This window comes from Microcoleus sp. B9-D4 (assembly GCF_036705105.1).
GTDB lineage: Bacteria > Cyanobacteriota > Cyanobacteriia > Cyanobacteriales > Microcoleaceae > Microcoleus.
On sequence record NZ_JAUBTS010000015.1, the window covers coordinates 1 to 23,267 of the forward strand.

Consider the following 23,267-nt stretch of genomic DNA (forward strand, 5'->3'; position numbering starts at 1 on the left):
CGTCCTTTTTGGACGGGCGGGACGCCCATCCCACAATCTTGTGGAAGTTATTTAATTCTCATTCCTCAGACTGTCCTACTTCGAGCAGGGTAAGCTTTTCAAGTTAATCGCCGCGCCTTACCCACGCTGCAAAAAGTTCGATCGCGCGATCGACCCAACCTACAATTACAATATAGCCATCCTAAATCATTTGTAAATTTCTTACTCCCTCCCCTTGATAAGGGGAGGGTTGGGGTGGGGTCAAAAATTTACGACCCAACCTACAATTACAATAGTCACGGTAAAGCTTACAAATAAATGGCATTAGAACTAATTCAGGCTGTCGAACAAGCAGATTCTTCCGAAGGCTTGTTAAACTCCGTCAAAGCACTGGCGGCAGCTTCCTCAAAACAAGCAATTCCTACCTTAATTACAGTGCTCGGTTACAACAACCCAGGCGCCGCTGTTGCCGCCGTTGATGGGCTAATTCAGCTCGGAGAAGCTGCGGTGCTGCCGCTTCTCGAACAGCTTGACGGCTACAATTACGGGGCGAGAGCTTGGGCTGTTCGGGCTTTGGCGGGAATTGGCGACCCCAGGGGTTTGGAGATTTTGCTCGATGCAGCGGCGAATGACTTTGCTTTGAGCGTGCGGCGGGCGGCGGTTAGGGGTTTGGGGACGATTTGCTGGGAATTGATGCCGGCAGAAGAAATTGCAGATGCTCAACTTCGCGCTGTGAAAACGCTACTGCAAGCGTCCCGAGATCCAGAATGGGTGGTGCGCTACGCAGCAGCGGGGGGTTTGCAAGCTTTGGCGGGTGCTGCGACTGTTAAACCGGATTGGTTAGCGGAAGTTTCGGCCAGACTTGAGGAAATCACCCAAAGCGATGAAACTACTTCAGTTAAGGCTCGGGCTTTGCTTGCTAAGAAAATATTGTCACTTGGCTAGGGTTTGGGCGATCGTCTCTTCCAAGTCCCCTTGAGTGAGAGTGGTTAATATAAAGACTTCTTGTACGGTTTTGCCCTGTCTGGCGATGATTTTAAATCCCCCGCGGATGGGTACTGACACTCTTAATGTCATGCGGGGGATGTGTCCTTTAACTTTGTTGATGACGCCGGGAGTGACTGTTTGAATGCCCATTTTTAGGGTGAGGCGCTCTAAAATTGGTATCAAACCGGGAAGGTGGGTAGAGTGGTTCCAAACAAGGCGGCCTTTGGGTTGTGCGTTCATAAATATTTAACCAAATTCAACATACCCAGTCTAAGCCACCCCTGGGGGGAACCAGTTTGAAATTCCCTCAACTTATGTATCCATAACGTTACTGTGCGTGTTATTGCGAGCAAACCGAGGCAATCTCAAACCGAGATTTTTGATGGCTGGCGCGCAAGCTGAGATTTGATGGTACAGAATTGTCCTGTACTTTTTGATGTTGTGGGTTGCTAACTGTCGGTTTTTCTAGTTGAGTGGCGATCGCCGCGAGCATTTCTGCTAGGCTGCAAGGTTTCTGGAGATAGCCGTCTGCTTTGAGTTCCAGGGCTTTTTCCATTTCGGAGGCTGTCATAAAAATAAACGGAATGCTGGCAGTTGCAGGGTGCGATCGCACGGCTGCGAATACTTCAAAACCGTTTAGTTCCGGCATCATGACATCTGACAAAATTAAATCGGGAATTTGGGCAGCTAACTGGATACCAACTTTTCCATTTTCAGCGCCTACAGCTTCAAAACCGCGCGATTCCAGAAGTTCTAATACCGTTTCTCGGATTAAGTTATTGTCTTCAATTACTAATATTTTGGTCATTTTTGTTACTTTTATGTTGGTTTTATTTTTACTTGTATGTTAAATTTATATCACCCGTATTTTCATAAATTCAAGTGGGCTATTGCAGCTACCCACTTTTCGCAGCCCCGAAGCGATCGCGCTTCATCAAAATCTTTCATAAATCAATAAAACAGATTAGGAAAAATATCATGAAATTTATCAGCCCTAAAACAGACTTTGCCTTCAAAAAAATCTTTGGTTCCACCGACAGCCAAGACATCCTCATCAGCTTCTTAAATGCTCTAATTTACGCCGGTGAGCCAATCATCCAAGACTTGCAAATTATTGACCCTTACTCGGCTGCTACCGTTAGCGGACTCAAAGATAGTTATTTGGATGTCAAAGCTCGAATTACCGGCAACAAGACGGTAATTATTGAAATGCAAGTTTTGAATGTAGCCGCTTTTGAAAAACGAGTCATCTACAACTTAGCCAAAACCTATGCCAACCAACTCAAAATTAGAGAAGGTTATCCTAGATTACAACCAGTAATAGCTTTGACGATTACTGATTTTGAAATGTTTAAAGAACAACCTGATGTTATTTCTCATTTTGTGTTCAAGGAAAAAAAGAAACTATTTGATTATCCCCATCTCCAAGTTGAAATGTTTTTTGTGGAGTTGCCGAAATTTAAGAAAGAGTTAGATGAACTCACAACTTTGACGGATAAATGGATTTATTTTCTGAAAAATACTCCTGATCTAGAAACAATACCAGCCACAATGGAAACAGTTCCAGAACTAGAAAAAGCTTTTCAAATTGCCAATGAGGCTAACTTAACATTGAAAGAGTTCGAGGATATGGAAGCCCAAGAAATGGCGATCGAAGAACAGCGGGGAATTATTACTAGGGGCGTAGAAGAAGGTCTGGAGCGAGCTTTGGAGCGAGCTTTGGAGCCAGCTAGGATTCAATTGATGCAAGAAGGCCGTCAAGCAGGGATGCAAGAAGGGATTAGAGCAGGTCAAAGAGCATTAATTCTGCGTCTGCTGGAGCGACGAGTAGGAGCCGTAAATCCCGATGTAGTTTCGCGGATTGGGGAATTATCGGTTGAGCAATTAGAGAGTTTGGTAGAGGAGGTAGTCGGATTTTCTAGTTTATCCGATTTAATGGTTTGGTTGGATAGAGCAGAATAATCGAAAGATCGATCGCTGTTAGGTTTTTTTAGGTCGATCTACTTATAAACAGCGATATTCACAAATTTACAGCGATCGGGTAAAATATAACTTAGTGTATCGCTATTAAGTGAGGAAAAAGATATGTCAGAATTTCTCGACTTTCTCAGACATCAGTTTGCCTACGTTGCCATTGGCGAATTTAAACCAGGAAAATTTGAAGCTGCAGAGCAACTTTTTGAAAAAGCCGTTGCAACTTATGCCACAGGTTTTAAGGGAGCATACCTGCTGCAATTGCCCAATACAGACAAAGGTATTGCCATCATTTTTTGGGAAAGCGTAGAAGATATGGCAGCCAATCAAAGCGAAGCTTATCAGGAAATATTGAAGCAGATGGCGCCTTTGTTTGCGAAAATACCAGACACAAATATTTATGAAATAGTCAGTGAAATTCAGCCCAAAGGTGAATAATTAAAAAACCTGCAACCGGCGCGTCATTCCCATACCCATCGGCGTTTTTCGCCCGACTCCGCTATAAAGCGCAAAATCTGCTAAAGTGTTAATTTGCTTGATAGTAGCAGGAGCTATATCTCCCATAATTCGGTAACTAATATCCCCGACGCAGCCAATAAATTTACTGCGAGAATCTGTACTAACTTCTGTTCGGATATCGAAAAAACTGGGGAAAATAGCTTCTGTGAAAGTAGGTTCGATCGCCATCCGGCTGTACTTGTTCCAGCGATTAGCTAAACTGCCAAAAATACTCTCACGAGTGGGCATAGCACTATCGTATACACCTTGCCGAAAATTAGTAGGAGTGCAAAAACTAAAAGCAATTTGGCGCTCAGTTTCCGACGCTCGATCGAACAATTCGGCGTAAGTACAAAAGTTTACCCACGGCTGGTTGGATTGCGGTTCGCTCAAAATATTAGTAATGTATATATTTGTCGGGCCCAGATGCCAAGGGCGAGCGAAATTAAGTTGCTGCCAAAGTTGAGTTAGGCGATCGAACAAACCGTCATCCAGCAGAGAAATTCGCCACCAAATCGGCGTATTTTCCTGAATTGCTTGCTTGTGTTCCCACTGTACAGCGGGAGATATTGTGCGGGAAGCCGGAGGCAAAACTCTCTTTTGTGGCTGCGGCGTACTGCTTTTGTAAGCCTCTTTTCTGCTTACTTGAAAAGGGCTTAAAGTGAAAGCTTTTTCATGAGATTGGTCGTGCAGGTACGCGCTCAAATCGCTGTCTACAGCACTCACAAGGTTGAGAAATAAAGCGTGGAGATGCCGTCCCGTTAAAAACTGGGATGGAATTGGTGCAACTGGCAGCAGGTTTAAAACAAGGCTGTGGGGCATTTTTAAATTATATATAGCAATCCTAAATGAGTCGTAAAGGTTTGACCCCACCCCAACCCTCCCCTTATCAAGGGGAGGGAGTAAGAACTTTACCAATGATTTAGGATGGCTATACTGTGTCTGTATATATGTTCAGCTAGTATTAATACTACAGCTAAGTTGCAACTTAGATTAAGGAATTTTAATCACGTAAGGTGCACAGTGTGCACCTTAAGTTTACGACGATTTGGGGGTCGTGTCCACCTACGTTTAGGTTGTGATCTTGAGGCCAATCTCTGTGGGGTAAATTTTTAGGCGATCGAGATTTCTGGCGACAAATAAACGTCTTGGATGGCGTGGAACAATTTTACGCCTTCTTCAAAAGGACGCTGAAAAGTTTTGCGGCCGGAAATTAAGCCGCAGCCGCCAGCGCGCTTGTTGATTACCGCTGTGCGAATTGCTTCTGCAAAATCGCTTTTCCCGGAAGCACCGCCGGAGTTAATTAAACCCATCCTTCCCGCATAACAGTTGAGCACTTGATAGCGAGTTAGATCGATCGGGTGATCCGTTGTTAAATCAGAATAAACGCGCTTGTCGGTTTTGCCGTAACTGTGATCGCTTGCTTTAGCAACTGCTGCATAGCCGTTGTTGCATTCTGGCAATTTCTGCTTGATAATGTCAGCTTGAATTGTCACTCCCAAGTGATTTGCTTGCCCGGTTAAATCCGCTGCAATGTGATAATCTTGGTCTTGTTTAAAGATATCGTTGCGGAGGTAGCACCACAGAATAGTCGCCATTCCGTATTCGTGAGCCTGTGCAAAAGCTTGACTAACTTCTTGGATTTGTCGCGTCGATTCCGGCGAACCAAAATAAATTGTTGCTCCCACTGCAACCGCTCCCAAATTCCAAGCTTGTTCTACAGAAGCAAACATTATTTGGTCGTATTGATTGGGATAAGTCAGCAATTCGTTGTGATTGAGCTTGACAATAAAAGGGATTTTGTGCGCGTATTTACGAGATACGCTTCCCAAAACTCCCAGCGTTGTCGCGACAGCATTGCAGCCTGCAGAGATTGCTAGTTTGATGATGTTTTCGCTGTCAAAATAAATGGGATTTGGTGCAAAAGAAGCGGCCGCCGAGTGTTCGATTCCTTGGTCTACTGGCAGGATGGATAAATAGCCGGTATTTGCCAAGCGTCCGCTAGAATAGAGTTGCTGAAGCGATCGCAAAACTTGAGGAGATCGATCGGTTTGAGCAAAAATGCGATCGACCCAATCCGGGCCCGGCAGGTGCAACAAATCTTTAGAAACTTTTGCTTGATGGGTGAGCAACTCTTCGGCTTCGTCGCCAAGCCAAGACTCGATGGAATTGGGAACTGATAGTGTAGCTGTCATGCAGATTTCCCTCTCAATTTCAATTGCAGGCTGATGATTGCAGACATTAGCCTTGGTGATATTGTAGCGAAAAAATCATATTTTCCATCCCCTCAACACTCGACCCAGTTTTTAACAAGTTAGCGACAACAGCAGCTAGAACGCGCTACTCTATAATAAGCTGGCAGTTCAGCCGGATCGGCGCTGCCAGCGATCGCCGCTCGACTCACAACTTTGCCATCACAATGTCAAATACTTACTTCGATTCTGAAAACGGTCACAAATCCTTCGAGATGCCCGGTGCTCGGCCGCATTACAACCCGGATCGCCCCGGTCAAGTAGAGCACATTTTCCTCGACTTAGTGCTGAATATTCCCAAACAAAGCTTTCGCGGCACTTGCAGCATCCGCATCAATCCAGTCCGCAGTGGTATTGACAAATTAACCTTAGATGCGGTAAACCTCAACATTGAATCGGTAAAAGTTGGCGAAACCGAGCAAGATTTCGACAGCGACGGCGAAGTGCTGCAAATTCAACTGCAGGAACCAACAGAAGCTTACCAACCAATTACTATTGCGATCGAATACTCGGTCGAAAAACCCCAGCGCGGCCTCTATTTCGTCGGCCCGGACAAAAACTATCCAGACAAACCAACACAAGTTTGGACTCAAGGCGAAGACGAAGATTCCCGCTTCTGGTTTCCTTGTTTTGACTATCCCGGACAGTTGGCAACTTCGGAAATCAGAGTGCAAGTTCCGAGACAACTTTTTGCTATTTCCAACGGGGAATTAATTAGTACAAAAAACGAAGGCGACGATAAAATTTATCACTGGTCCCAAACCCAGGTACACCCGACGTACTTAATGACCTTAGCAGTCGGAGATTTTGCCGAAATTAAAGACGAATGGAACGGCAAACCCGTTAATTATTACGTGGAAAGAAGCCGCGAAGCAGACGCTAAGCGCAGCATGGGCAAAACGCCTCAAATGATTGAATTCTTTTCTAAAGCATTTGGCTATCCTTACCCTTTTCCCAAATACGCTCAAGTCTGCGTCGATGATTTTATCTTCGGCGGTATGGAAAATACTTCCACAACTTTGCTGACAGATAGGTGCTTGTTAGACGAACGCGCCGCCCTCGACAATCGCGGTACTGAAAGCTTAGTCGCCCACGAATTAGCTCACCAGTGGTTCGGCGATTTAGTAGTAATTAAACATTGGTCTCACGCTTGGCTGAAAGAAGGCATGGCTTCTTATTCCGAGGTGCTTTGGACTGACAAAGAATATGGCAAAGAAGACGCGGCTTACTATATGTTAAATGAAGCCCGCAATTATTTAGCTGAAGATAGTTCCCGCTACCGCCGCCCGATCGTTACTCACGTTTACCGCGAAGCAATCGAATTGTACGATCGCCATTTGTACGAAAAAGGTGCTTGCGTTTATCACATGATTCGCGCCGAGTTGGGCGACGAATTATTTTACAAAGCAATTCACACTTTTGTGCGGGATAACGCTCACAAAACTGTAGAAACGATCGATTTGCTCAGGGCGATAGAAAAGGCTACCGGTCGCAATCTGATGTTTTTGTTTGACCAGTATGTTTATCGCGGCGGTCATCCAGATTATAAGGTTGCTTATTCCTGGGATGGTGACAGCAAATTAGCAAAAGTTACTGTCACTCAAACTCAGGTAAAAGATAGCAAGAATGGCAACAGCAACAGCAAAGATGTATTCGATTTGAAAATCCCGATCGGCTTCGGTTACAAGCCAGAAAAAGAAGCAGACGATGACAGTTATGTACGTTCTACTGCTAACCTAAAAACTTTCACAGTCCGAGTGCATGAGCGCGAGCAAAGCTTCTATTTCCCTCTCGAAGAGAAGCCTGCATTTATCAGTTTTGATGTCGGCAACAAATACTTAAAAACTGTAGCGTTAGAGTATGGAGTTGCGGAACTAAAAGCTCAGTTGCAGTTCGATCCAGACCCGGTTTCGCGGATTTACGCGGCCCAAGCTTTGGCGAAGAAGGGAGGGCTGGAAGCGGTGAAAACGCTGTCAGAAGTTCTCAAGAAAGAGCCGTTCTGGGCAGTACGGGCAGAAGTTGCCGGTCAGTTAGTTGAAATTAAACTCGACCAAGTTTTTGAAGGTTTAGTAAGTGGTTTAAAAGATAAAGATGCTCGTGTTCGTCGCGCTGTGGTGAATGCGCTGGGTAAAATCCCAACTCACGAAAGTTATAAAGCGCTGAGATCGATCGTCGAAAAAGGCGACGACAGCTATTATGTAGAAGCAGCAGCAGCGACTGCTATGGGCGCCATTGCAGGGGCTAACCCCGACGAAAAACCGAGCGACGAACAGGTACTGAAAGAGTTAAAATTGGTGCTGAAAGAGCGGCAGGGGTGGAATGAGGTAGTGCGATCGGGTGCTATTTCCGGTTTGGCGCAGATGAAAACTTCTGAAGATGCGCTGAATCTAATTTTGAAATACACAGCCCCCGGTACTCCGCAAGCTTTGCGCTTGGCTGCAATTCGAGCTTTGGGGACAATTTCGACTGGTCAAACAAAGGTCAATTTAGAACGGATTTTGCAGCGATTGGCAGAATTATCTAAAGAGACGTTTTTCTTGACTCAAGTCTCTGTAGTAGCGGGATTAGGACAAATGCAAACTCGCAAAGCAATTCGCATTTTGCGTTCTTTAGCTGACCAAACTCCAGATGGCCGCGTTCGTCGCATGGCTGATGAAGCTGTGCAAAGAGTGCAGAAAAATTCTGGTTCGGATGCAGCGGTAAAGCAGTTGCGGGAGGAATTAGACCAGGTGAAAAAGGAGAATCAAGATTTGAGGAGTCGGATGGAAAATTTGGAGGCTAAGGCGAAGAAAGATTAGGTGTAAAACCCCATACCGGCCCAGATAAAGGCAGATATTGGCGATCGGCTTTTATCTGCTTGTCGGTAGAGGATTGCGCCTGGTTATTATAATAATATTATTGTTCAGTGGGAATGCAGGGGGATTTCCTATTTTCGACAGACAGGAAAAGCCAAATATGTTTATTATCCACTTTATTGCTATCTCAACTTGGGAATTGTCGAGAATCAGGATGCTGTTTTTATTTTTTAGTTGTAAACCGTTCATCAGGTTACAGCAGCTTTTGCAGCCAGAAATATTGCAGAAATCATGAGTATAAAAATCGCTTTACTGGTTGATCAATCGGGGGTAATTCCCTATCGCATTCAAGACGGACAAATTGAAGTAATGCTGATTACTTCTTCGGCTAGCAAGCGCTGGGTGATTCCCAAAGGATTAATTGAACCTGACATGACTCCCCAAGATTCTGCTGCCAAGGAAGCTTGGGAAGAAGCAGGTTTGTTGGGTAAAGTCTTCCCGGATTTGCTGGGAACTTACGAGTATAAAAAATCCGGCTATACTTGTCAGGTAGAAGTATTTTTAATGCAAGTCCAAGCAGTTCTAGAAATTTGGCCGGAAGCTAGCAGGAGAAAGCGGCAGTGGGTAAGTATTCCTAAAGCAATTAAGCGGGTTAATGAACCGGAACTCAAACTCATTTTGGCCGATTTGCCGAATCGGTTCTGGTGAACAATACCCAGATTCCCGACTTGTTGAAGAAGTCGGGGCTTTAATTCGTTAATCGCAAATCGAAATGACTTTTTTAATCCCCAAGTACAAAAAAAATTGTCATAATAGACAAAAAGCTTCTCTATATAAAATGGAAACTCGCAAAAAAGTAGATATAGCGATTTTGACTGTTATTCCGCAGGAACTGGCTGCTGCGAAAGCTGCTCTAGGTATTCAAGATATTTCTAACAACAGAACCAGGACTCAGGATAGCCAGACGATCTATTTACACGGGGAACTTTTTTCAGAACGAACCAATAGAACTTATCGTCTGGCTTTAGGCTGTATCGGCACTGCTGGCAACTACAATTCCTCCCAAGCTGCTACGGAAGTTATCCAAGCGCACGATCCGAAGCTTTTAGTGTTAGTGGGAATCGCAGCAGGTATTAAAGGTAAGGCAAAATTAGGCGAGGTGGTATTCTCAGAACGGGTGCTTGGATATGAGTCGGCTGCCTTACGACAGTTAGAGAATGGAACCCACACGATACAGCCTCGACCAGATATGCTCTCTGTACCCAACGGCATTCAACAGGATGTGATTTTTTACTTGGCAACTCACAAAGATCGGATTCCCAAAAGCCAGCAAGGGTTAGAATCGCGCTTTTTGCGTATAGGTGGGGAGTTCCCAATGCTATCGGTGCAAGATCGATCCTACCTACAGGAAAAGGATATTATTCGCGGAATTGAGATTGATGTTTGTATCGTTGCCAGTGGTGAAAAGCTGCTCAAAGATCCCTTGGTTTTGGAGGAGATCCGAGATAATCAGCATGGGCGAGTGAAAGTGGGGGAGATGGAAGCCATCGGATTTGCTAACGCCTGTCAAAGAATGGGGCGAGATTGGCTGGTGATTCGAGGGGTTTCTGACTTTGGTGATGCTGACAAGAGCGATGTATTTCATCGGTTGGCATCTCAAACTGCGGCAACCGTATTGGCTGACTTTCTTCAATATAGTCTTGATTTACAGCTTTCAGATACCATCAGTCCAAGCAACTTGAAGGAAGAGTTCCTCAATGCCTCAAAAGGCTTGTTGAACTGGAAGCGGACGCTCGGCGACAACAACCAACAGATTACTCGTCCTGAATTAGAGCAACTGATAGATCGCATTGAAACAGAAACTTCTTCTACAACTATTGTTCTGGGTTCTCCTGGCTGCGGAAAATCGGCGCTCATGGCAACTCTGGGACATTGGGCGGTAGAACAAAAATATGTGCTGTTGGGAATTCAAGCTGGCAGTCTCAACAATACAGTCAATACCATTGAAGATTTACAGCACGATATTGAGATAAGTAAGCATCCAAAAGAAGCGGTTAAAGCGATCGCAAATACAGAGAAAGTCATTCTCTTGATAGACCAACTCGATGCTCTTTCAGAATTGCTCGATCGTCAACCAGGACGATTGAATATGTTGCTGTCATTCATCCAATCCCTATCTGAAACTAAAAATGTTCACCTTGTGGCGACTTGCCGCGAATTCGAGTTTCGTCACGGCACTCAATTTGCTCGTCTGGATTGTTTTCAACGGTTAGATCTTCAGTTACCAACATGGGAACAGATATCTCCTATTTTGGAAAATGAGAAGCACAATCCGCACAGTATGGGAGAACCATTGCGGGAACTGCTGCGAAATCCATTTCATTTGAGAATCTTTCTGGAAATCGCTAAACCAAATCAAGTTTTTGAATCCTTTCCAAATCTGCTGGATCAGTTGTGGGAAAAACGTATTCTTGAGGAGCCTGAAGCCGAACAATCTATTGCTTTTCTGACGAAACTGGCTGAACGCATGACTGAGGAAGAAGTCCTGTGGCTACCAGCCGCAATTGCCGATGAGTGTCCTAAAATCTGTCGCGTTCTAGAGAAAGCTGGAATTTTGATGACTAATCCAGATAACTCAACCTTGGGTTTCTGCCATCAAACGCTATACGACCATACACTGGCTCGTTCTTTTGCCCGTGGCTCCCAATCGCTTTCTAACTTCGTATTAGAGCGCCAAGATGGTCTTTTCATTCGACCGATTTTGCTGAGGAACCTCAACTATTTGCGTGGCACAGCCTGCCAGAAGTACCAACGAGAAATACAAGCTTTACTCAACACCTCCAAACAAAAAGTCAGATCGCATATTCGTACCTTGGTGATCGAGTTTGTCGGGGCGCAGTCTAATCCCAATCCCACGGAGGTAGGGCTGCTTGTTCCCTTGCTGAATTCAGAAATAGAGGCAATCAAGGTTTTAGACTCAATGATGGTTAGTCCAGGTTGGTTTGAAACGTTGCGTGATCGCCCCGAATTCCTAGAGTGGTTAGAAAAACCAGTAGAGCAAGCAGTTTACTGTCGTCCCCTCCTGACTGCAGCAGCAAGTTTCGCCGCCGAAGATGTCTGGAGTTTGTTAGAGGAATATTGGTTGAACGATCGAACCTATGACTTTTTAAGCATTCGAGTGCTATTCAATATTGGTCAGTGGACTCCCGAAAGGGTTTGGTTGACGCAACAGGTTATACAACGTTCAAATATTGATTGGAATAATGTGGCTGCGATCGCTGAAAGAATTGCTGAGACTCTACCCAGCCATGCTGCAAGGGTTATTCACGCCCATTTGGAGCAGCGGTTGGCACAGGCGATCTCTGCGAGCCAAATCTCTCCACCTGAATTACCGCCTGATGCTGATGAAGTACAACGTTATGCTCATGAATACAAGTATGACCCAAGAAGGCCTCTGGAGCATTTACTAAAAAGCGAAAGAGATTTCTATGAATTGGAGAAATTTGCTCAAGCAAATCCAAAAGCTTTTCTAGAATCAATCTGGGGGTGGTTCACGAATTTGGTCGATCGGATTTCAAGAGAGTTCAATCTTAATAGCACAAGCTATCGTGAAGATTTTTTAGTCAGCCTAGGTCGAGAGCCAGATATCGAGTCAGGAAAAATAATTGATGCACTGCTGTCAGCTATTTTAGAATTAGCTCGGCAAGATAGACAAGCTTTTTTGACGTTTGTAACTCAAAATTTGCAATCAGATTTACTTCTAGTTCATAGATTGCTTGCTCGTGGATTGGAAAAGATAGCCAGTCAAGAACCACAATTCATCTTGAATTATCTGGTGGGCGATCGAAGACGTTTATGTCTGGGAGATAGCATAGACGGAAATCACTGTGATACAAAACGCCTTATTTCTTCTATTTGTCCACACCTATCACCTGATGACAGAGAAAAAATCGAAAATGCCATTCATCAATTTGATTACTGCCATCCCTGGGAGAACTATGGACCTGACGATCGATCCCCTCTTTTGCAATACAACCGTATATATCGGCTTCAACTCTTACTTGCATTTCCTGATGAATGTTTGAGTCCGGCAGGCAAGAGGCTCAGAGATGAAGAAATTTGTGCTTTTCCTTCGGAAGTTGCAGAAGATCGATACCCAACTGTGACCCCAGCTCAAATTGTCGGATCACGCATGACTAAAGAGGAAATGAGCCGTGCCAGCGATTCGGAAATACTGAATCTGTTTGATGAATTATCCGATAAAACTAGGTGGGATCGTTCCCTGTCGGTATGGGCGAAAGATCTCTCAAGGGGTGGAGGTGCCATTGAACAATCAGATGAATTTGGTAAGCTTGTCAAGAACGATCCCGATCGCTGTCTGCGAATTTTGCCTCAACTTCAGCCACAGCGCCATGAAAGTTATGCGGGAAAAGCCATAGTTAATCTTTCAGAAATAGAGTTTCCAGCTAGCAAATTGATTCAACTTGTCGAAGAACTTAATCAACGCGGCTTTAGTTCGGAATATTTTCGTGATTATGCTGCCGGTGCGCTGGAAAAAATCGCAGAGCCCAATCAAGGATTGCCATTACCAGTCCTAGCCCTTCTAGAAAGTTGGCTACCTACGCATACCAAACCAGAATTGGAGTATTACCAGAGCAAAGATGAGCGTCACTCCGATTTAAAATCACCCATCCTATTCGGCTTGGGAGGCTCTCATATCTTACCCGGTGGTCGAGGCAATATTGTACGAGCGATCGCCGAAGGGTATCTCAGGCAAAATCCCCCAAATTTAGAAGGTTGGGAAAAATTTATCCGCTCGCAACTGGGTGTAGAACCTCACCCAGCAGTATGGGTTTATATATTAAGGCGAATGGAGCCCTTGTTGAATGGCGATCGCGCACAAGCTACAGAATTGTTTGACACTGTTATCCACAACTACCCAGAGGTTTTGCAATATCAATTTGCACTCTATTTCATTGCACACAGAGTTGGATGGTTTGAACCCAAAGAAACTGTACAGAGTTGGCTCGAAATGCTTCGGGCTAATAACTCCAACTTTTCTCAACAAGCCTATGGTGAATTGCTACTAATTCAATACTTTCAATATCAGGATGAATGGTCAGTTGAGAGGATTCGCCATCACCTTGCCACTCAAGACAATGAAGCAATTCTTTGCGGACTCGCTCACGCAGCAAGTTATCTATGGGTTGAACAAAAATGTCGGGTGATCGCCGCAGAAATTCTCTCTACCCTTGCTTCTTCTTCTACCGAATCTATCCAGCACGCTGTAGCAAGCGTTTTCCGCTGGAGTCGCGATCGCTTTCAACTGAATCCTGGAATGGTGAAGATCGTTGAAGCAATCTGCAAGAACCGGGGCGCACTTTTGGCAGCGGCCAACGATCTGACTGAAATTATTGAAACAAAGAATTTAGTGGACAACAATCCTAAGATTGTGGTTAAAGTTTGTCAGAGTTTAACTGGCATTTTTGCAAACCTCACCAATCCAGCACCAGCAACAGCGTTCATCGCGGAAAGTTTAACGACAATTGCCATTCAACTACATCGTCAGCCCCTATATCGCGACATTGGTTTACAGATATTCGAGGATCTACTTGCCTTAAATCTCAGAGAAACTCGCTCTGCATTGGAAACACTCGATCGAAAACCGAATCGATTTGGTTTCTACATCGCTCCCAGAAGAAGGTTGCGTAGTCGCCGCACCGACCATCATTGAATGCGATTGACCACAAAAGTATTTCTCCTCACTCAGACCTCCAGAGTAAGTGAAATCAGGCACAATAACAGTAAAAGGGATAGAAGAACAAAATGACAGAAGACCCCATCCTGAAAATCTGGCTGCTAGAATACGACAAACTAAAAGCCGAGCAAACCCAGCGGATTGGTTTCCGAGACAACCTCCTCTACGTCACCTTGGGTTTGTTCGGTACAATCGTCTCCTTTGCAGCTTCCAACTCCGCCAACTACTACGCCTTTCTAATCCTCCCCTGGGCTTCCTTGATTCTCGGCTGGACTTACCTAGTAAACGATGAAAAGATCAGCGCGATCGGGCGCTACATTCGGCTTACCTTGGTCGAAAAGATCAAAGAAAATACCGGACACGCAGACGTAGAATCTCTATTTGGCTGGGAAATTGCCCACCGGAGCGATCGCCACCGATCGCGCCGCAAAATCGAGCAACTTATTGTTGATGAAATTACCTTCGTCGTGTCAGGAATCATTACCCTGATTTCCTTCTGGGCCTTAGTACCTGGCACACCTTTAGCTATCAATATTTTGGGTGGGGTTGAGCTACTCCTGCTGCTGATCTTGGGTTGGGAAATCATCGTCTACGCTGACTTGGCAAAGGGGCGATAAATCCATAGACTGGCGATCGCTGCAAATCCCAGAGAAATTGCAGCAAAAAGTCCAGATGCCTTGTAAAGCCCGCTTAGAAGTCTCCGGGATTCGTAAAGGTTCTGACAGCATTATTCAAGCCAGAGTTAACATAAAATTAGAACAAATCCGCCCTTCAGATGACGTAGCTCCTGGTTACGTGTCTGTAATTGAGTTCGGTACTCCCAAAGCACGGATCGTCAAAAAATGCAGACCGTAGAAGCCCTTCACCACGAAGCAATGGAACTGGTCGATCGAGCTGTTCTCGCCCGTCAGTGCGGTGATATCGACCAAGTGACTGCACTCACCAGAGTCGCCTTTGCGAAAGAACGGGCGGCAGCGGATTTAGTAGCAAACGAATGGGATTTTGAGCCGACTCGTTCTATACTGCATCGGAGCGCCGCCGTACTTGCCATTGAGTGTGCCCAACTCCGGGAAGCAGAACGGCTGATTGGACGCGCCCTCGCAGGCAACCCTCCCACGGACATTGCGGATGAACTGCGTGACCTGCTTATAGAAGAAATTTACTCGCAGCGCCAAGCGATTGGATCTTAATTTATTTAAGCGTTAGCTGAGAGGAAAGGAATACTTTCGGCTAAGTTATCCTTAACTTCAATTCCCTGTTTTCTTGCCCAAAACTGACTCAAAAAGTGAATTTGCCGCAAGCCGACAACTAAATTTAAACCGGGTACAAAAAGCCACCAAACTGTGAGCGGTTCTTTCATTCCTTCTTGGCGGTACAATTCGTTAACTGTGTTGTAAAGTTTGAACTGCACGATGTAAATCCAAGCAATACCCAGCAAGGAAAACCAACCAAACCATCCGGGAACGTCAGGATCGAATATCCGCAAAGCTTGGGGGACGGCTACTCCTAAAACAAAGGGAAGCAAGCAAAGAGTTCCCGACCAACCGCTGCCGTTATAGCGACGCAATTCTTCTTGAATAATCCATTTGTACCATCCGTAATATAGCAGCAAGCTGACTGCCGACAGCAAAATTACTCGCCACAAAGAGCGGGGTTTACCTAAAGGTTTGTCGGACATATTTCGATGTAAGATATGAATTGCTATCTTGATTATATTAACATTTGTTAATTATTGCAAAATCATTTCTCGAATCGATCGCGCTGTTGCAGGGGCCAGCAGAACACCGTTGCGATAGTGCCCGCTGGCGATGAAAACGCGATCGTTACCGGGAAGCGTCTCGATAATTGGGGCCGGTCGCCCTTCCGGCCGCGGGCGCAATCCTGACCATTTCCTGATGATTTGAGCTTCTGCTAAGCCCGGACAAAGGGAGCTCGCCCTCGCCATCACTTGCGCCAACATATCAGCATTCGCCGGAATTTCCCCGCCATTTTGGGAAAACTCCACCGTCGCCCCCACCCAAAATTCCTGATTTCCCAAAGGCACAATGTGAACGTCATCGCAAGTAATTACCGGGCTAAAATCTGGGTTTCCTAAAGGCTTGGCCGATCGCAAATGCAGCGCTTGTCCCAACACCGGGCGAATGTCAACCAACTGATTTAACGATGCAGTCACAGCAGCAGAGCCCAAACCAGCGCACACAATTAGTCGATCGAAATTTTCAGCAACAGGCAAGATGCCTGTTCCACAAGACTTATTGACAGTAATAGAAGATGGGAGTTGAATCTCAGACTCCTGAGAATCCAACTGAGTAATGCCTTGAACTTCCACGCCAAACTCAAAAATCGCCCCATTTCGTTCAGCAGCATCAACCAAAGCCAAAGTTAGCGCCGTCGGATCGACTTGCCGGTCTTGAGGCGAATAAATCCCAGCAATAATCTGATCGTTGAAAGACAGATGAGGGCAGCGATCGCGCACTCGTTCCACATCCCAAAGTTCCAATTGCCAACCTTGAGACTCGCGAGTCGCTATCAACTTTTCCCACTTACTTAAATCCTCTCCCTCCGAACAAAGCATTAAAATTCCCTGTTTGTTAAAAGGAATTTTTCGCCCCGTAACTGCTTCCAATTCAGGAATCAAAGTTTCGTAGCGTTGAAGGCTGCTTGCCCTCAACTGCCAATTTCTGCCCTTAGTTTTGTGGCTGATAACTCCCATCAAAACACCGAGTGCCGCGCCAGTAGAACCTTGTGCCGGCGGCTGTTTGTCGAACACAGTAACTTTCAGTTCGGGAAATTGACTTAGTTCAAAGGCGATCGACGCCCCAATAATACCGCAACCAATAATTGCAACGCGAATCATTCAATTTTATATTTTAGATTTTATATTTTAGATTTTATATTTTAGATTTGATAGAAGTTTTTTGTAGGGTTCTCAGCGCAAAGCGTGTCAAATCAACAGTAAAATCCTCTGTTTTTATCGTTTGTCTCGAAGTCTCGATCCCCCTAAATCCCCCTTAAAAAGGGGGACTTTGAATGCTCTGTCCCCCTTTTTAAGGTGGAGTTTGAATACTCTTGTCCCCCCCTTACTAAGGGGGCTTAGGGGGGATCTAGACTCGGCTACAAGCGATATTTATTATGGGTTTCAGTTTTAATTTGACACCCATCCATTACCAAGCCTACAAACCCCAAATTATTAAGCTTTAGGAATTAGCTGCAAGAAGGTATCGAAATCATTGACAGCTTTTTGATAGCTGGCCGTGACTTTTGCATAGTCAAGGTCTTTAGCCGCCAGATCAATGTTAACCAAATCGGTAAACAAACTCTTAGTTAAATCAACAGCTTGTTGTTGAGAACTAGGCAACAAACTCGCAGAGACGGTTTTCATGGTGTTCCGCAAGTCGCCTAGAGGCCCGTGAATGTAAGTTCTGGTATCAACCCAATTCCGTTTTTGAATTAGGGTTCCCAGTTTATCCATGCGCGATCGCAACTCTGTCAGGGTAGGAACATAGCGTTGAATTTGCTGGGTCTGGGCTGCTGTGTAAGTCGTTGGAACTTTTGCTTCGACACTGCTGCAACTAACCAGAAATGCCATCAAAAACGCCATCATCAAGGCAAAAATTGAACGGGGACGAGTCATATCGATTTTAGATTTTAGATTTTAGATTTCTCGTTTTCAGGCTCTGCCTGGGAATGCAGCTCGGCGAGGAGCTGGTTCACTGACCTAGCACCGAGAGTTATGTACAAAATATTATTTTACCTCCTGGCGGCGCAGAAAAGTGATCACAGCATTGCCAACTTTTTCTGACCAATGTTCTTGAGGATAATGCCCCGCTTGTTCCAGTGTGACTAACTCTGCATTTGGCAGGGAACTGACTAGCTTTTGAACTGGTTCAACACTTAGCCAAGGATCTGTCAAACCCCAGACAAATAAAGTTGGTCGAGTCCATCCTTTCAAGCCGGATTCAATTTCTGCCATTGACTGTGGCAATTGAATATTGCGGACTGTATTCATCAGCGATCGACCTGCATCCGAACTCTTCAAAAACGGGCGGCGGTAAACATCTAAATCCTTGTCTGATATTGTCTGGCCGCTGCCACCTTCGAGAGTTCTGTCAACCAAAAGCGGGTCTTGCGTCATCATGTCGCCAATAAAAGGCAGCCCCAACTGCTGCATTTTCCAAGGCAATCTTATATTTCCTGAAACTGGTGTATTGATGACGGCTAGACGCTCAATTTTATCGGGATTGCGTAAAGCGTATTGAATGCCGGCTGAAGCTAAAAATCCTTGGACAACGAGGTAAAATCGGTCTAATTCTATAGCTTGAATAAAGCCAGCGAGGGCGTCAACAAAAGCATCGGGAGTGTAGGCAAAGTCGCGCTTGTCTGGTTTTGTCGATCGCCCGTAACCCACCCAATCGGGGGCGATCGATCGAAATCCCTGGGCAGCCAAATCGGGCATCATTACAGTCCAGGTAAAACTCTGGGACGGCAAACCGTGCAGCAGCAGTACGGGCGGTTTACCAGTTTCGTTAACCGGATTTGTTTCCCGATAAAACCATTGCAGCGGGCCTACTTCAACTATTTTCTCATCAATTGACATTATTTTATATCAAATCCGTTAGCATCGGAATAGGAAATTAGAGTTCACTGTTGACTGTTCACTGTTGACTGTTCACTGTTCACGGCGTCAACCGTCAACCGTCAACCGTCAACCGTCAACCGTCAACATCATTCCCGTGTAATCGGAAATGATATTATTTATCAAACAATAAGGCGGGGAATACCCGCCCTACTTACCTAATAGTTGGGTTCGCACATAGTACCTTACCCAACTAATTACAGCCGCGCTTAGAAATTCATTTCAGCAGCTTGAACTTTTTCGACCTGTTTCTTCTTGAGAACCAGCATAATTTGAGCCAGCATTGTCAAAGCCACGAAAGCCATCAATCCTTTAACTCGATCGGCACTTTGCAGCACAATCTCCACATCTTTTTGACCGAAGCCGCCCACATTAGGATTGTTCGTCAAAAGTTCGCCTGCTGCAACTGTCTGTCCTTCGGTAACAATCAGTTCTGGACCTGCGGGAATCGTATCAACAACCGCTGCACCTTCGGCAGGTTGAATTGTCACTTGATAACCGCCATCTTCAGGTTGAGCAATCTTAGAAATGGTGCCAGCTACCGAAGCATTGTAAACAGTATTATTGCTCTTTTCGCCAGTAGGATAAACCTGACCGCGACCGCGGTTGCCGCCAACATAAATTTGGTATTTGCCGTAGTGAACCGACTTGTCAGTTGCCGGATTCGGCGACAAAACTGGGAATACCAATTCTTTGTACTGTTCTCCCGGTACTGGGCCGACTAAAACAATATTTTCTTGGGTTTCGCTGTAAGGTTGGAAGTAAAGATCGCCGACTTTTTCCTTCATTTCTTCGGGAATTCTGTCAGCGGGAGCAATCTTGAAACCTTCGGGCAACATCACAACTGCACCGACATTCAAGCCGCCTTTGCTGCCGTCGCCGACAACTTGTTGCACGCTAGTATCGTAGGGAATCTTGACAATAGCTTCAAACACTGTGTCAGGCAAAACAGATTGCGGTACTTCAACTTGAGTCGGTTTTGCACCGAGGTGACAGTTAGCGCAAACAATGCGGCCTGTTGCTTCGCGGGGAGTAGCAGGTGCTGTTTGCTGTGCCCAGAAAGGGTAAGCAAATGCTGCTTGGGGAAGTGCGATGTCGCTGGTGAGGAAAAATCCTGCGGCTACGATCGCAATTAAGGCAGTTTTCGCGATCGTCCTGGCACTGCGGCGAAATATCGCAGATAAATTAGTTTGTGGCATTAGAGTATTCAATCTCAAAGGTCAGACAATTTTGGATTTTGGATTTTGGATTTTGGATTTTGGATTTTGGATTTTGGATTATTAGAATGCTTTAGGGATGCAATTATCTGTGGTTTTCACCATTCACCCCCTATCTAAAATCTCAAATCTAAAATCCAAAATAGTTTAAGACCACCAAGGTGCTTCGCCGGTGCGGAAATCAGTTTCTTTCCAAGTTGTAAAAGCGATCTTGTCATCTGCGACAGTGGCGTGGGCCAGGGCCAGAGACAAAGGCGCTGGGCCGCGCACCACTTTGCCCTCATTGTTGTATTGAGAACCGTGGCAAGGACAGATAAACTTGTTTTCGCTAACATTCCAAGGCACGACGCAACCCAAGTGAGTGCAAACTGCATTGATGCCGTAGTCGGCGATAGATTGGTCTTCTTTGACCACAACATAGGTGGGGTCGCCTTTGAGACCTTGGGCTAAGGTGCGATCGCCCGCAGGGTGCGAAGCCAAATATTCGCTAACGATGATGTCGTTACCCAAAGCATCTTTAGCTGTCACTCCGCCCCCAACTGCCCCACTCGACGGAGGAACAAAATATTGGACAACGGGATAGAGTGCGCCCAGTGCCACACCTGTGACTGTACCGAACGTCAGCAAATTCATAAATTGGCGACGCCCCATATCGGGAACATCGGGATTTCCAGCAGAAGATTGAGCCATGACCTGCCTTTACGGTTTTAAGTTACGTTTGTTTGTTAGCTGTTAGCGAACCTGTACGTGCAGACAACTGGGATAATTGCCGTTAATCTGCTCGCACAAATTTTAGGCCACGAAAATTCCTTTTAAGAATGCGCCTTCCAGCCTTTATTAGAGTATTATTACATTTTTTGAACTTTGTCTTTTATTGTTTAATGGATTAACTCAGGAGCAACCATGACGGGCAAGGATTTACACCAGCTACTGCTAGAAAAATGGGGAAAGTCTTACGATATCAGATTGCGGCGGACGCGGGGCAAGATTTTTGTGCAAGTTATGTGGAAATATCTAGAACAGGCATCTTTTCCGATGACGGAGGCTGATTATTTCGAGCATTTGGATGCGGTGGCCAATTACCTCAACGGCTGGGGGAGCACCGAACAGGTGAGAGAATATATCGTAACTACTCGCGATCGCCCCCGTTTGGGCAAAGCTGTCAGCGTTCCTCTAGATTTGGGTGAAAGAGCCTCGGAGTGGTTGCTAGACGAGTTTTGATTCACTCAGTCGATTTTAGATTTTAGATTTTAGATTTTAGATTGACCTTCATCATCCAGGATACCCGCCACGTGATTCATTCCAACGCGCAAACTCAGGACCGAGAAATAAAAAACCTGTATCCGATGAAACTTGCCGAACGTATTTATCTCGCGCAAGTCAATGCTTCAATCTAAAATCTAAAATCTAAAATCTAAAATCGATTGACTCCACAGCCGGGCTCTGGGGGAGTTCCCTAAAGTTTTGTGTCGCGCCGCGGCTGGATTAGTTGAGCCCAAAGTCCCGAAAATCGATCGGCGAGCTTGTCATACGACTTGCCGCTGGTGAGAAACTAAGCTGTGGCGCCTCTAATTTGCACAGGTGTTTTGATTCAAAGTCTTGTGTGGCGGGCTTTCCGGCGCGCCGCCAACTGTGGGATTTCAATGCCGCAACAGTTTCTGGGGCTTTTTTAGGGGCTTTTTTAATTTTGGGCGATCGTCCTTCATTCTTACCAAAATCATCGGAACCAATTTCTGTCAACAATTTCACATACAATGAGTGTCAGATATCTTGTGAAATTTAGGAGAATGTTGTAATGGGTGTTGCACTGGGAATGGTTGAAGTCTTAGGATTTCCCGCTGCAGTAGAAGTTGCGGACTCAATGGTGAAAGCAGCCCGTGTTACTTTAGTTCGCTATGAGAAAATAACCCGCGCCTACTGGACAATTATAGTGCGAGGAGATGTTTCTGAAGTGCAAGCAGCCGTTGCTGCTGGAATTGAATCAGTTAAAAAGGTCGATGGCGGAAAGTTGCTATCGTATCACATAATTGCTCGTCCCCACGAGAATCTGGATTACGTTTTGCCGATCGGCTATACTCCCGAAGTCGAACAGTTCCGAATGTAGTCAAAGTTTTGACAAAACTTTGGTGTGGAATTTTAACTTTTAGTAATTATAGAGGCGCGGGCGATCGCGTCTCTATATTTTTTGGGCTGCGAGTCGATCGATCTTTCTGTGGAGTTTTTACCGTCCTAAAAGCTTTACCAAACCAACGCCGCCAAAATACAAGCTCAGCACCGCACCTCCTAAAAGACTTTGGGTTAAAGGGTCAGTAGAAGGCGTTAACACCGCTCCCAAAACTGCGGCTCCCAACACTACATACCGCCAGCCGGAAAGCATTTGGTTGGAAGAAACTATGCCCAAAACGCCGAGCAATACTTGGACGATCGGGATTTGAAAAGCTAAGCCGGTGCTGAACATTAACAGCAGCACAAATTTAAAGTATTTGTCGATCGACCACAACTGCTCTACAACATCCGCTCCATAGGTAACAAAGAAGTTGAGCGCCGCCGGAATCAGAGCAATGTAAGCAAAGACTAACCCGCCCAAAAATAGGAAACTCGAACCGAAAAACACCGGCCCGAGCAACCTGCGTTCTTTGCGAGTCAAGCCGGGGAGAACAAACAGCGCTATCTGGTAAAAAATAAACGGACTGGCGATGAGCAAACCGCTGTATCCGGCTACTTCGATAGAAACAAAGAAATACTCCCCCGGAGCTAGTTGCAGAAACTTGACGGGCCCGGCGGGTACTTCTAGCAATTGTACGATCGGCTTAACGGTGAAAAAGCAACCAACTACAGCGACTGCTACGGCAATTAGCGAGTAGAAAAGTCGCTGTCGCAATTCTTCTAAATGGTCGAACAAAGACATTTCAACTTCGTCGGGAAGTTCATCGAGATATTCATTTTCTAGGTTGCGGGAACCCAGAAAACTGTCGGCGATTAGTGCAATGTTATTTTCCGGGATAACTGCTTTGTCTTCTAAGTTACTGACACCCTCGAAATCATCGGCGATGGATGCAATGCTATTTTTAGCTCTAACTTTTTTATCTTCTAAGTTACTGACAGCCTCTAAATCCTCGGCGATTGGGGCAATGCTATTTTCCTCGCTAACTTTTTTATCTTCTAAGTTAC

Annotated in this window: 23 protein-coding genes; 11 read left to right on the forward strand and 12 right to left on the reverse strand. The window is 45.4% G+C overall.

Features of this window, described 5'->3' with window-relative positions; all coding sequences use genetic code 11:
* Positions 1 to 297: 297 nt before the first annotated feature.
* Entirely contained in the window at positions 298 to 924 is a 627-nt protein-coding gene (locus QUB24_RS11700) for a HEAT repeat domain-containing protein (protein WP_333153329.1), read from the forward strand.
* Here the strand turns inward: QUB24_RS11700 and QUB24_RS11705 are convergent.
* Positions 913 to 1,206 (reverse strand): DUF2103 domain-containing protein, encoded by a 294-nt coding sequence (locus QUB24_RS11705; protein ID WP_333144464.1) that lies wholly within the window; start codon positions 1,204 to 1,206, stop codon positions 913 to 915. The two genes, QUB24_RS11700 and QUB24_RS11705, sit on opposite strands and share 12 nt — an antisense overlap.
* A 100-nt stretch (positions 1,207 to 1,306) precedes the next feature.
* Positions 1,307 to 1,774, reverse strand: coding sequence for a response regulator (locus QUB24_RS11710; protein WP_333153330.1), 468 nt, complete (start codon positions 1,772 to 1,774; stop codon positions 1,307 to 1,309).
* A gap of 170 nt (positions 1,775 to 1,944) precedes the next feature.
* Here QUB24_RS11710 and QUB24_RS11715 point away from each other — a divergent pair, with 170 nt between their 5' ends.
* Together QUB24_RS11715 and QUB24_RS11720 are read left to right on the forward strand one after the other, a co-directional pair.
* The gene (locus QUB24_RS11715; RefSeq protein ID WP_333153331.1) at positions 1,945 to 2,928 is read left to right on the forward strand and encodes an Rpn family recombination-promoting nuclease/putative transposase; all 984 of its coding nucleotides are present in this window, start codon (positions 1,945 to 1,947) and stop codon (positions 2,926 to 2,928) included.
* Between the two features lie 123 nt (positions 2,929 to 3,051).
* Entirely contained in the window at positions 3,052 to 3,378 is a 327-nt protein-coding gene (locus QUB24_RS11720; protein ID WP_333153332.1) for an antibiotic biosynthesis monooxygenase, read from the forward strand.
* Here QUB24_RS11720 and cas6 read toward each other — a convergent pair whose 3' ends face one another.
* Both cas6 and QUB24_RS11730 read right to left on the reverse strand, forming a co-directional pair.
* Positions 3,379 to 4,260 carry a CRISPR-associated endoribonuclease Cas6 gene (gene cas6, locus QUB24_RS11725; RefSeq protein ID WP_333153333.1) on the reverse strand — a complete coding sequence of 294 codons (882 nt, stop codon included), beginning with the start codon at positions 4,258 to 4,260 and terminating at the stop codon, positions 3,379 to 3,381.
* A gap of 290 nt (positions 4,261 to 4,550) precedes the next feature.
* Complete coding sequence (locus QUB24_RS11730; RefSeq protein ID WP_333153334.1) at positions 4,551 to 5,633, reverse strand: class I fructose-bisphosphate aldolase; 1,083 nt, start codon at positions 5,631 to 5,633, stop codon at positions 4,551 to 4,553.
* Positions 5,634 to 5,857: 224 nt separating this feature from the next.
* Here QUB24_RS11730 and QUB24_RS11735 point away from each other — a divergent pair, with 224 nt between their 5' ends.
* From QUB24_RS11735 to QUB24_RS11760, 6 genes are all read left to right on the forward strand, one after another.
* Entirely contained in the window at positions 5,858 to 8,488 is a 2,631-nt protein-coding gene (locus QUB24_RS11735) for a M1 family metallopeptidase (protein ID WP_333153335.1), read from the forward strand.
* Between the two features lie 288 nt (positions 8,489 to 8,776).
* Positions 8,777 to 9,193, forward strand: coding sequence for an NUDIX hydrolase (locus QUB24_RS11740; RefSeq protein WP_333153336.1), 417 nt, complete (start codon positions 8,777 to 8,779; stop codon positions 9,191 to 9,193).
* A gap of 130 nt (positions 9,194 to 9,323) precedes the next feature.
* Complete coding sequence (locus QUB24_RS11745) at positions 9,324 to 14,219, forward strand: phosphorylase family protein (protein WP_333153337.1); 4,896 nt, start codon at positions 9,324 to 9,326, stop codon at positions 14,217 to 14,219.
* A gap of 92 nt (positions 14,220 to 14,311) precedes the next feature.
* A complete protein-coding gene (locus QUB24_RS11750) occupies positions 14,312 to 14,860 on the forward strand; it encodes a hypothetical protein (protein ID WP_333153338.1) in 549 nt (182 codons plus the stop codon).
* A gap of 55 nt (positions 14,861 to 14,915) precedes the next feature.
* Positions 14,916 to 15,098 carry a hypothetical protein gene (locus QUB24_RS11755; RefSeq protein WP_333153339.1) on the forward strand — a complete coding sequence of 61 codons (183 nt, stop codon included), beginning with the start codon at positions 14,916 to 14,918 and terminating at the stop codon, positions 15,096 to 15,098.
* A complete protein-coding gene (locus QUB24_RS11760; protein WP_333153340.1) occupies positions 15,086 to 15,433 on the forward strand; it encodes a hypothetical protein in 348 nt (115 codons plus the stop codon). The genes QUB24_RS11755 and QUB24_RS11760 overlap by 13 nt, the downstream gene beginning before the upstream one ends.
* Positions 15,434 to 15,438: 5 nt before the next feature.
* Here QUB24_RS11760 and QUB24_RS11765 read toward each other — a convergent pair whose 3' ends face one another.
* From QUB24_RS11765 to petC, 6 genes are all read right to left on the reverse strand, one after another.
* On the reverse strand, positions 15,439 to 15,921 hold the full coding sequence (locus QUB24_RS11765) for a hypothetical protein (protein WP_333153341.1): 483 nt from the start codon (positions 15,919 to 15,921) through the stop codon (positions 15,439 to 15,441).
* 51 nt (positions 15,922 to 15,972) lie between these two features.
* Positions 15,973 to 17,100 (reverse strand): FAD-dependent oxidoreductase, encoded by a 1,128-nt coding sequence (locus QUB24_RS11770; RefSeq protein WP_333153342.1) that lies wholly within the window; start codon positions 17,098 to 17,100, stop codon positions 15,973 to 15,975.
* A 333-nt stretch (positions 17,101 to 17,433) separates the two neighbouring features.
* A complete protein-coding gene (gene psbQ / locus QUB24_RS11775; RefSeq protein ID WP_333153343.1) occupies positions 17,434 to 17,877 on the reverse strand; it encodes a photosystem II protein PsbQ in 444 nt (147 codons plus the stop codon).
* Positions 17,878 to 17,988: 111 nt separating this feature from the next.
* Positions 17,989 to 18,840 carry an alpha/beta fold hydrolase gene (locus QUB24_RS11780; RefSeq protein WP_333153344.1) on the reverse strand — a complete coding sequence of 284 codons (852 nt, stop codon included), beginning with the start codon at positions 18,838 to 18,840 and terminating at the stop codon, positions 17,989 to 17,991.
* 248 nt (positions 18,841 to 19,088) lie between these two features.
* Positions 19,089 to 20,078: a cytochrome f gene (petA, locus tag QUB24_RS11785; RefSeq protein WP_333153345.1), complete on the reverse strand. Its 990-nt coding sequence runs from the start codon at positions 20,076 to 20,078 to the stop codon at positions 19,089 to 19,091.
* Between the two features lie 165 nt (positions 20,079 to 20,243).
* On the reverse strand, positions 20,244 to 20,786 hold the full coding sequence (gene petC / locus QUB24_RS11790; RefSeq protein WP_333153347.1) for a cytochrome b6-f complex iron-sulfur subunit: 543 nt from the start codon (positions 20,784 to 20,786) through the stop codon (positions 20,244 to 20,246).
* A 213-nt stretch (positions 20,787 to 20,999) separates the two neighbouring features.
* Between petC and QUB24_RS11795 the strand changes: the two genes are divergently transcribed.
* Positions 21,000 to 21,317, forward strand: a complete 318-nt coding sequence (locus QUB24_RS11795) for a DUF3067 family protein (RefSeq protein WP_190661639.1) — start codon at positions 21,000 to 21,002, stop codon at positions 21,315 to 21,317.
* A 264-nt stretch (positions 21,318 to 21,581) separates the two neighbouring features.
* Here QUB24_RS11795 and QUB24_RS11800 read toward each other — a convergent pair whose 3' ends face one another.
* Positions 21,582 to 21,845 carry a hypothetical protein gene (locus QUB24_RS11800; protein ID WP_333153348.1) on the reverse strand — a complete coding sequence of 88 codons (264 nt, stop codon included), beginning with the start codon at positions 21,843 to 21,845 and terminating at the stop codon, positions 21,582 to 21,584.
* A gap of 46 nt (positions 21,846 to 21,891) precedes the next feature.
* Here QUB24_RS11800 and QUB24_RS11805 point away from each other — a divergent pair, with 46 nt between their 5' ends.
* Positions 21,892 to 22,200: a carbon dioxide-concentrating mechanism protein CcmK gene (locus QUB24_RS11805; protein ID WP_006631236.1), complete on the forward strand. Its 309-nt coding sequence runs from the start codon at positions 21,892 to 21,894 to the stop codon at positions 22,198 to 22,200.
* 117 nt (positions 22,201 to 22,317) lie between these two features.
* Here the strand turns inward: QUB24_RS11805 and tatC are convergent, their stop codons facing one another.
* Positions 22,318 to 23,085 (reverse strand): twin-arginine translocase subunit TatC, encoded by a 768-nt coding sequence (gene tatC / locus QUB24_RS11810; protein WP_333153412.1) that lies wholly within the window; start codon positions 23,083 to 23,085, stop codon positions 22,318 to 22,320.
* Positions 23,086 to 23,267 lie beyond the last annotated feature (182 nt).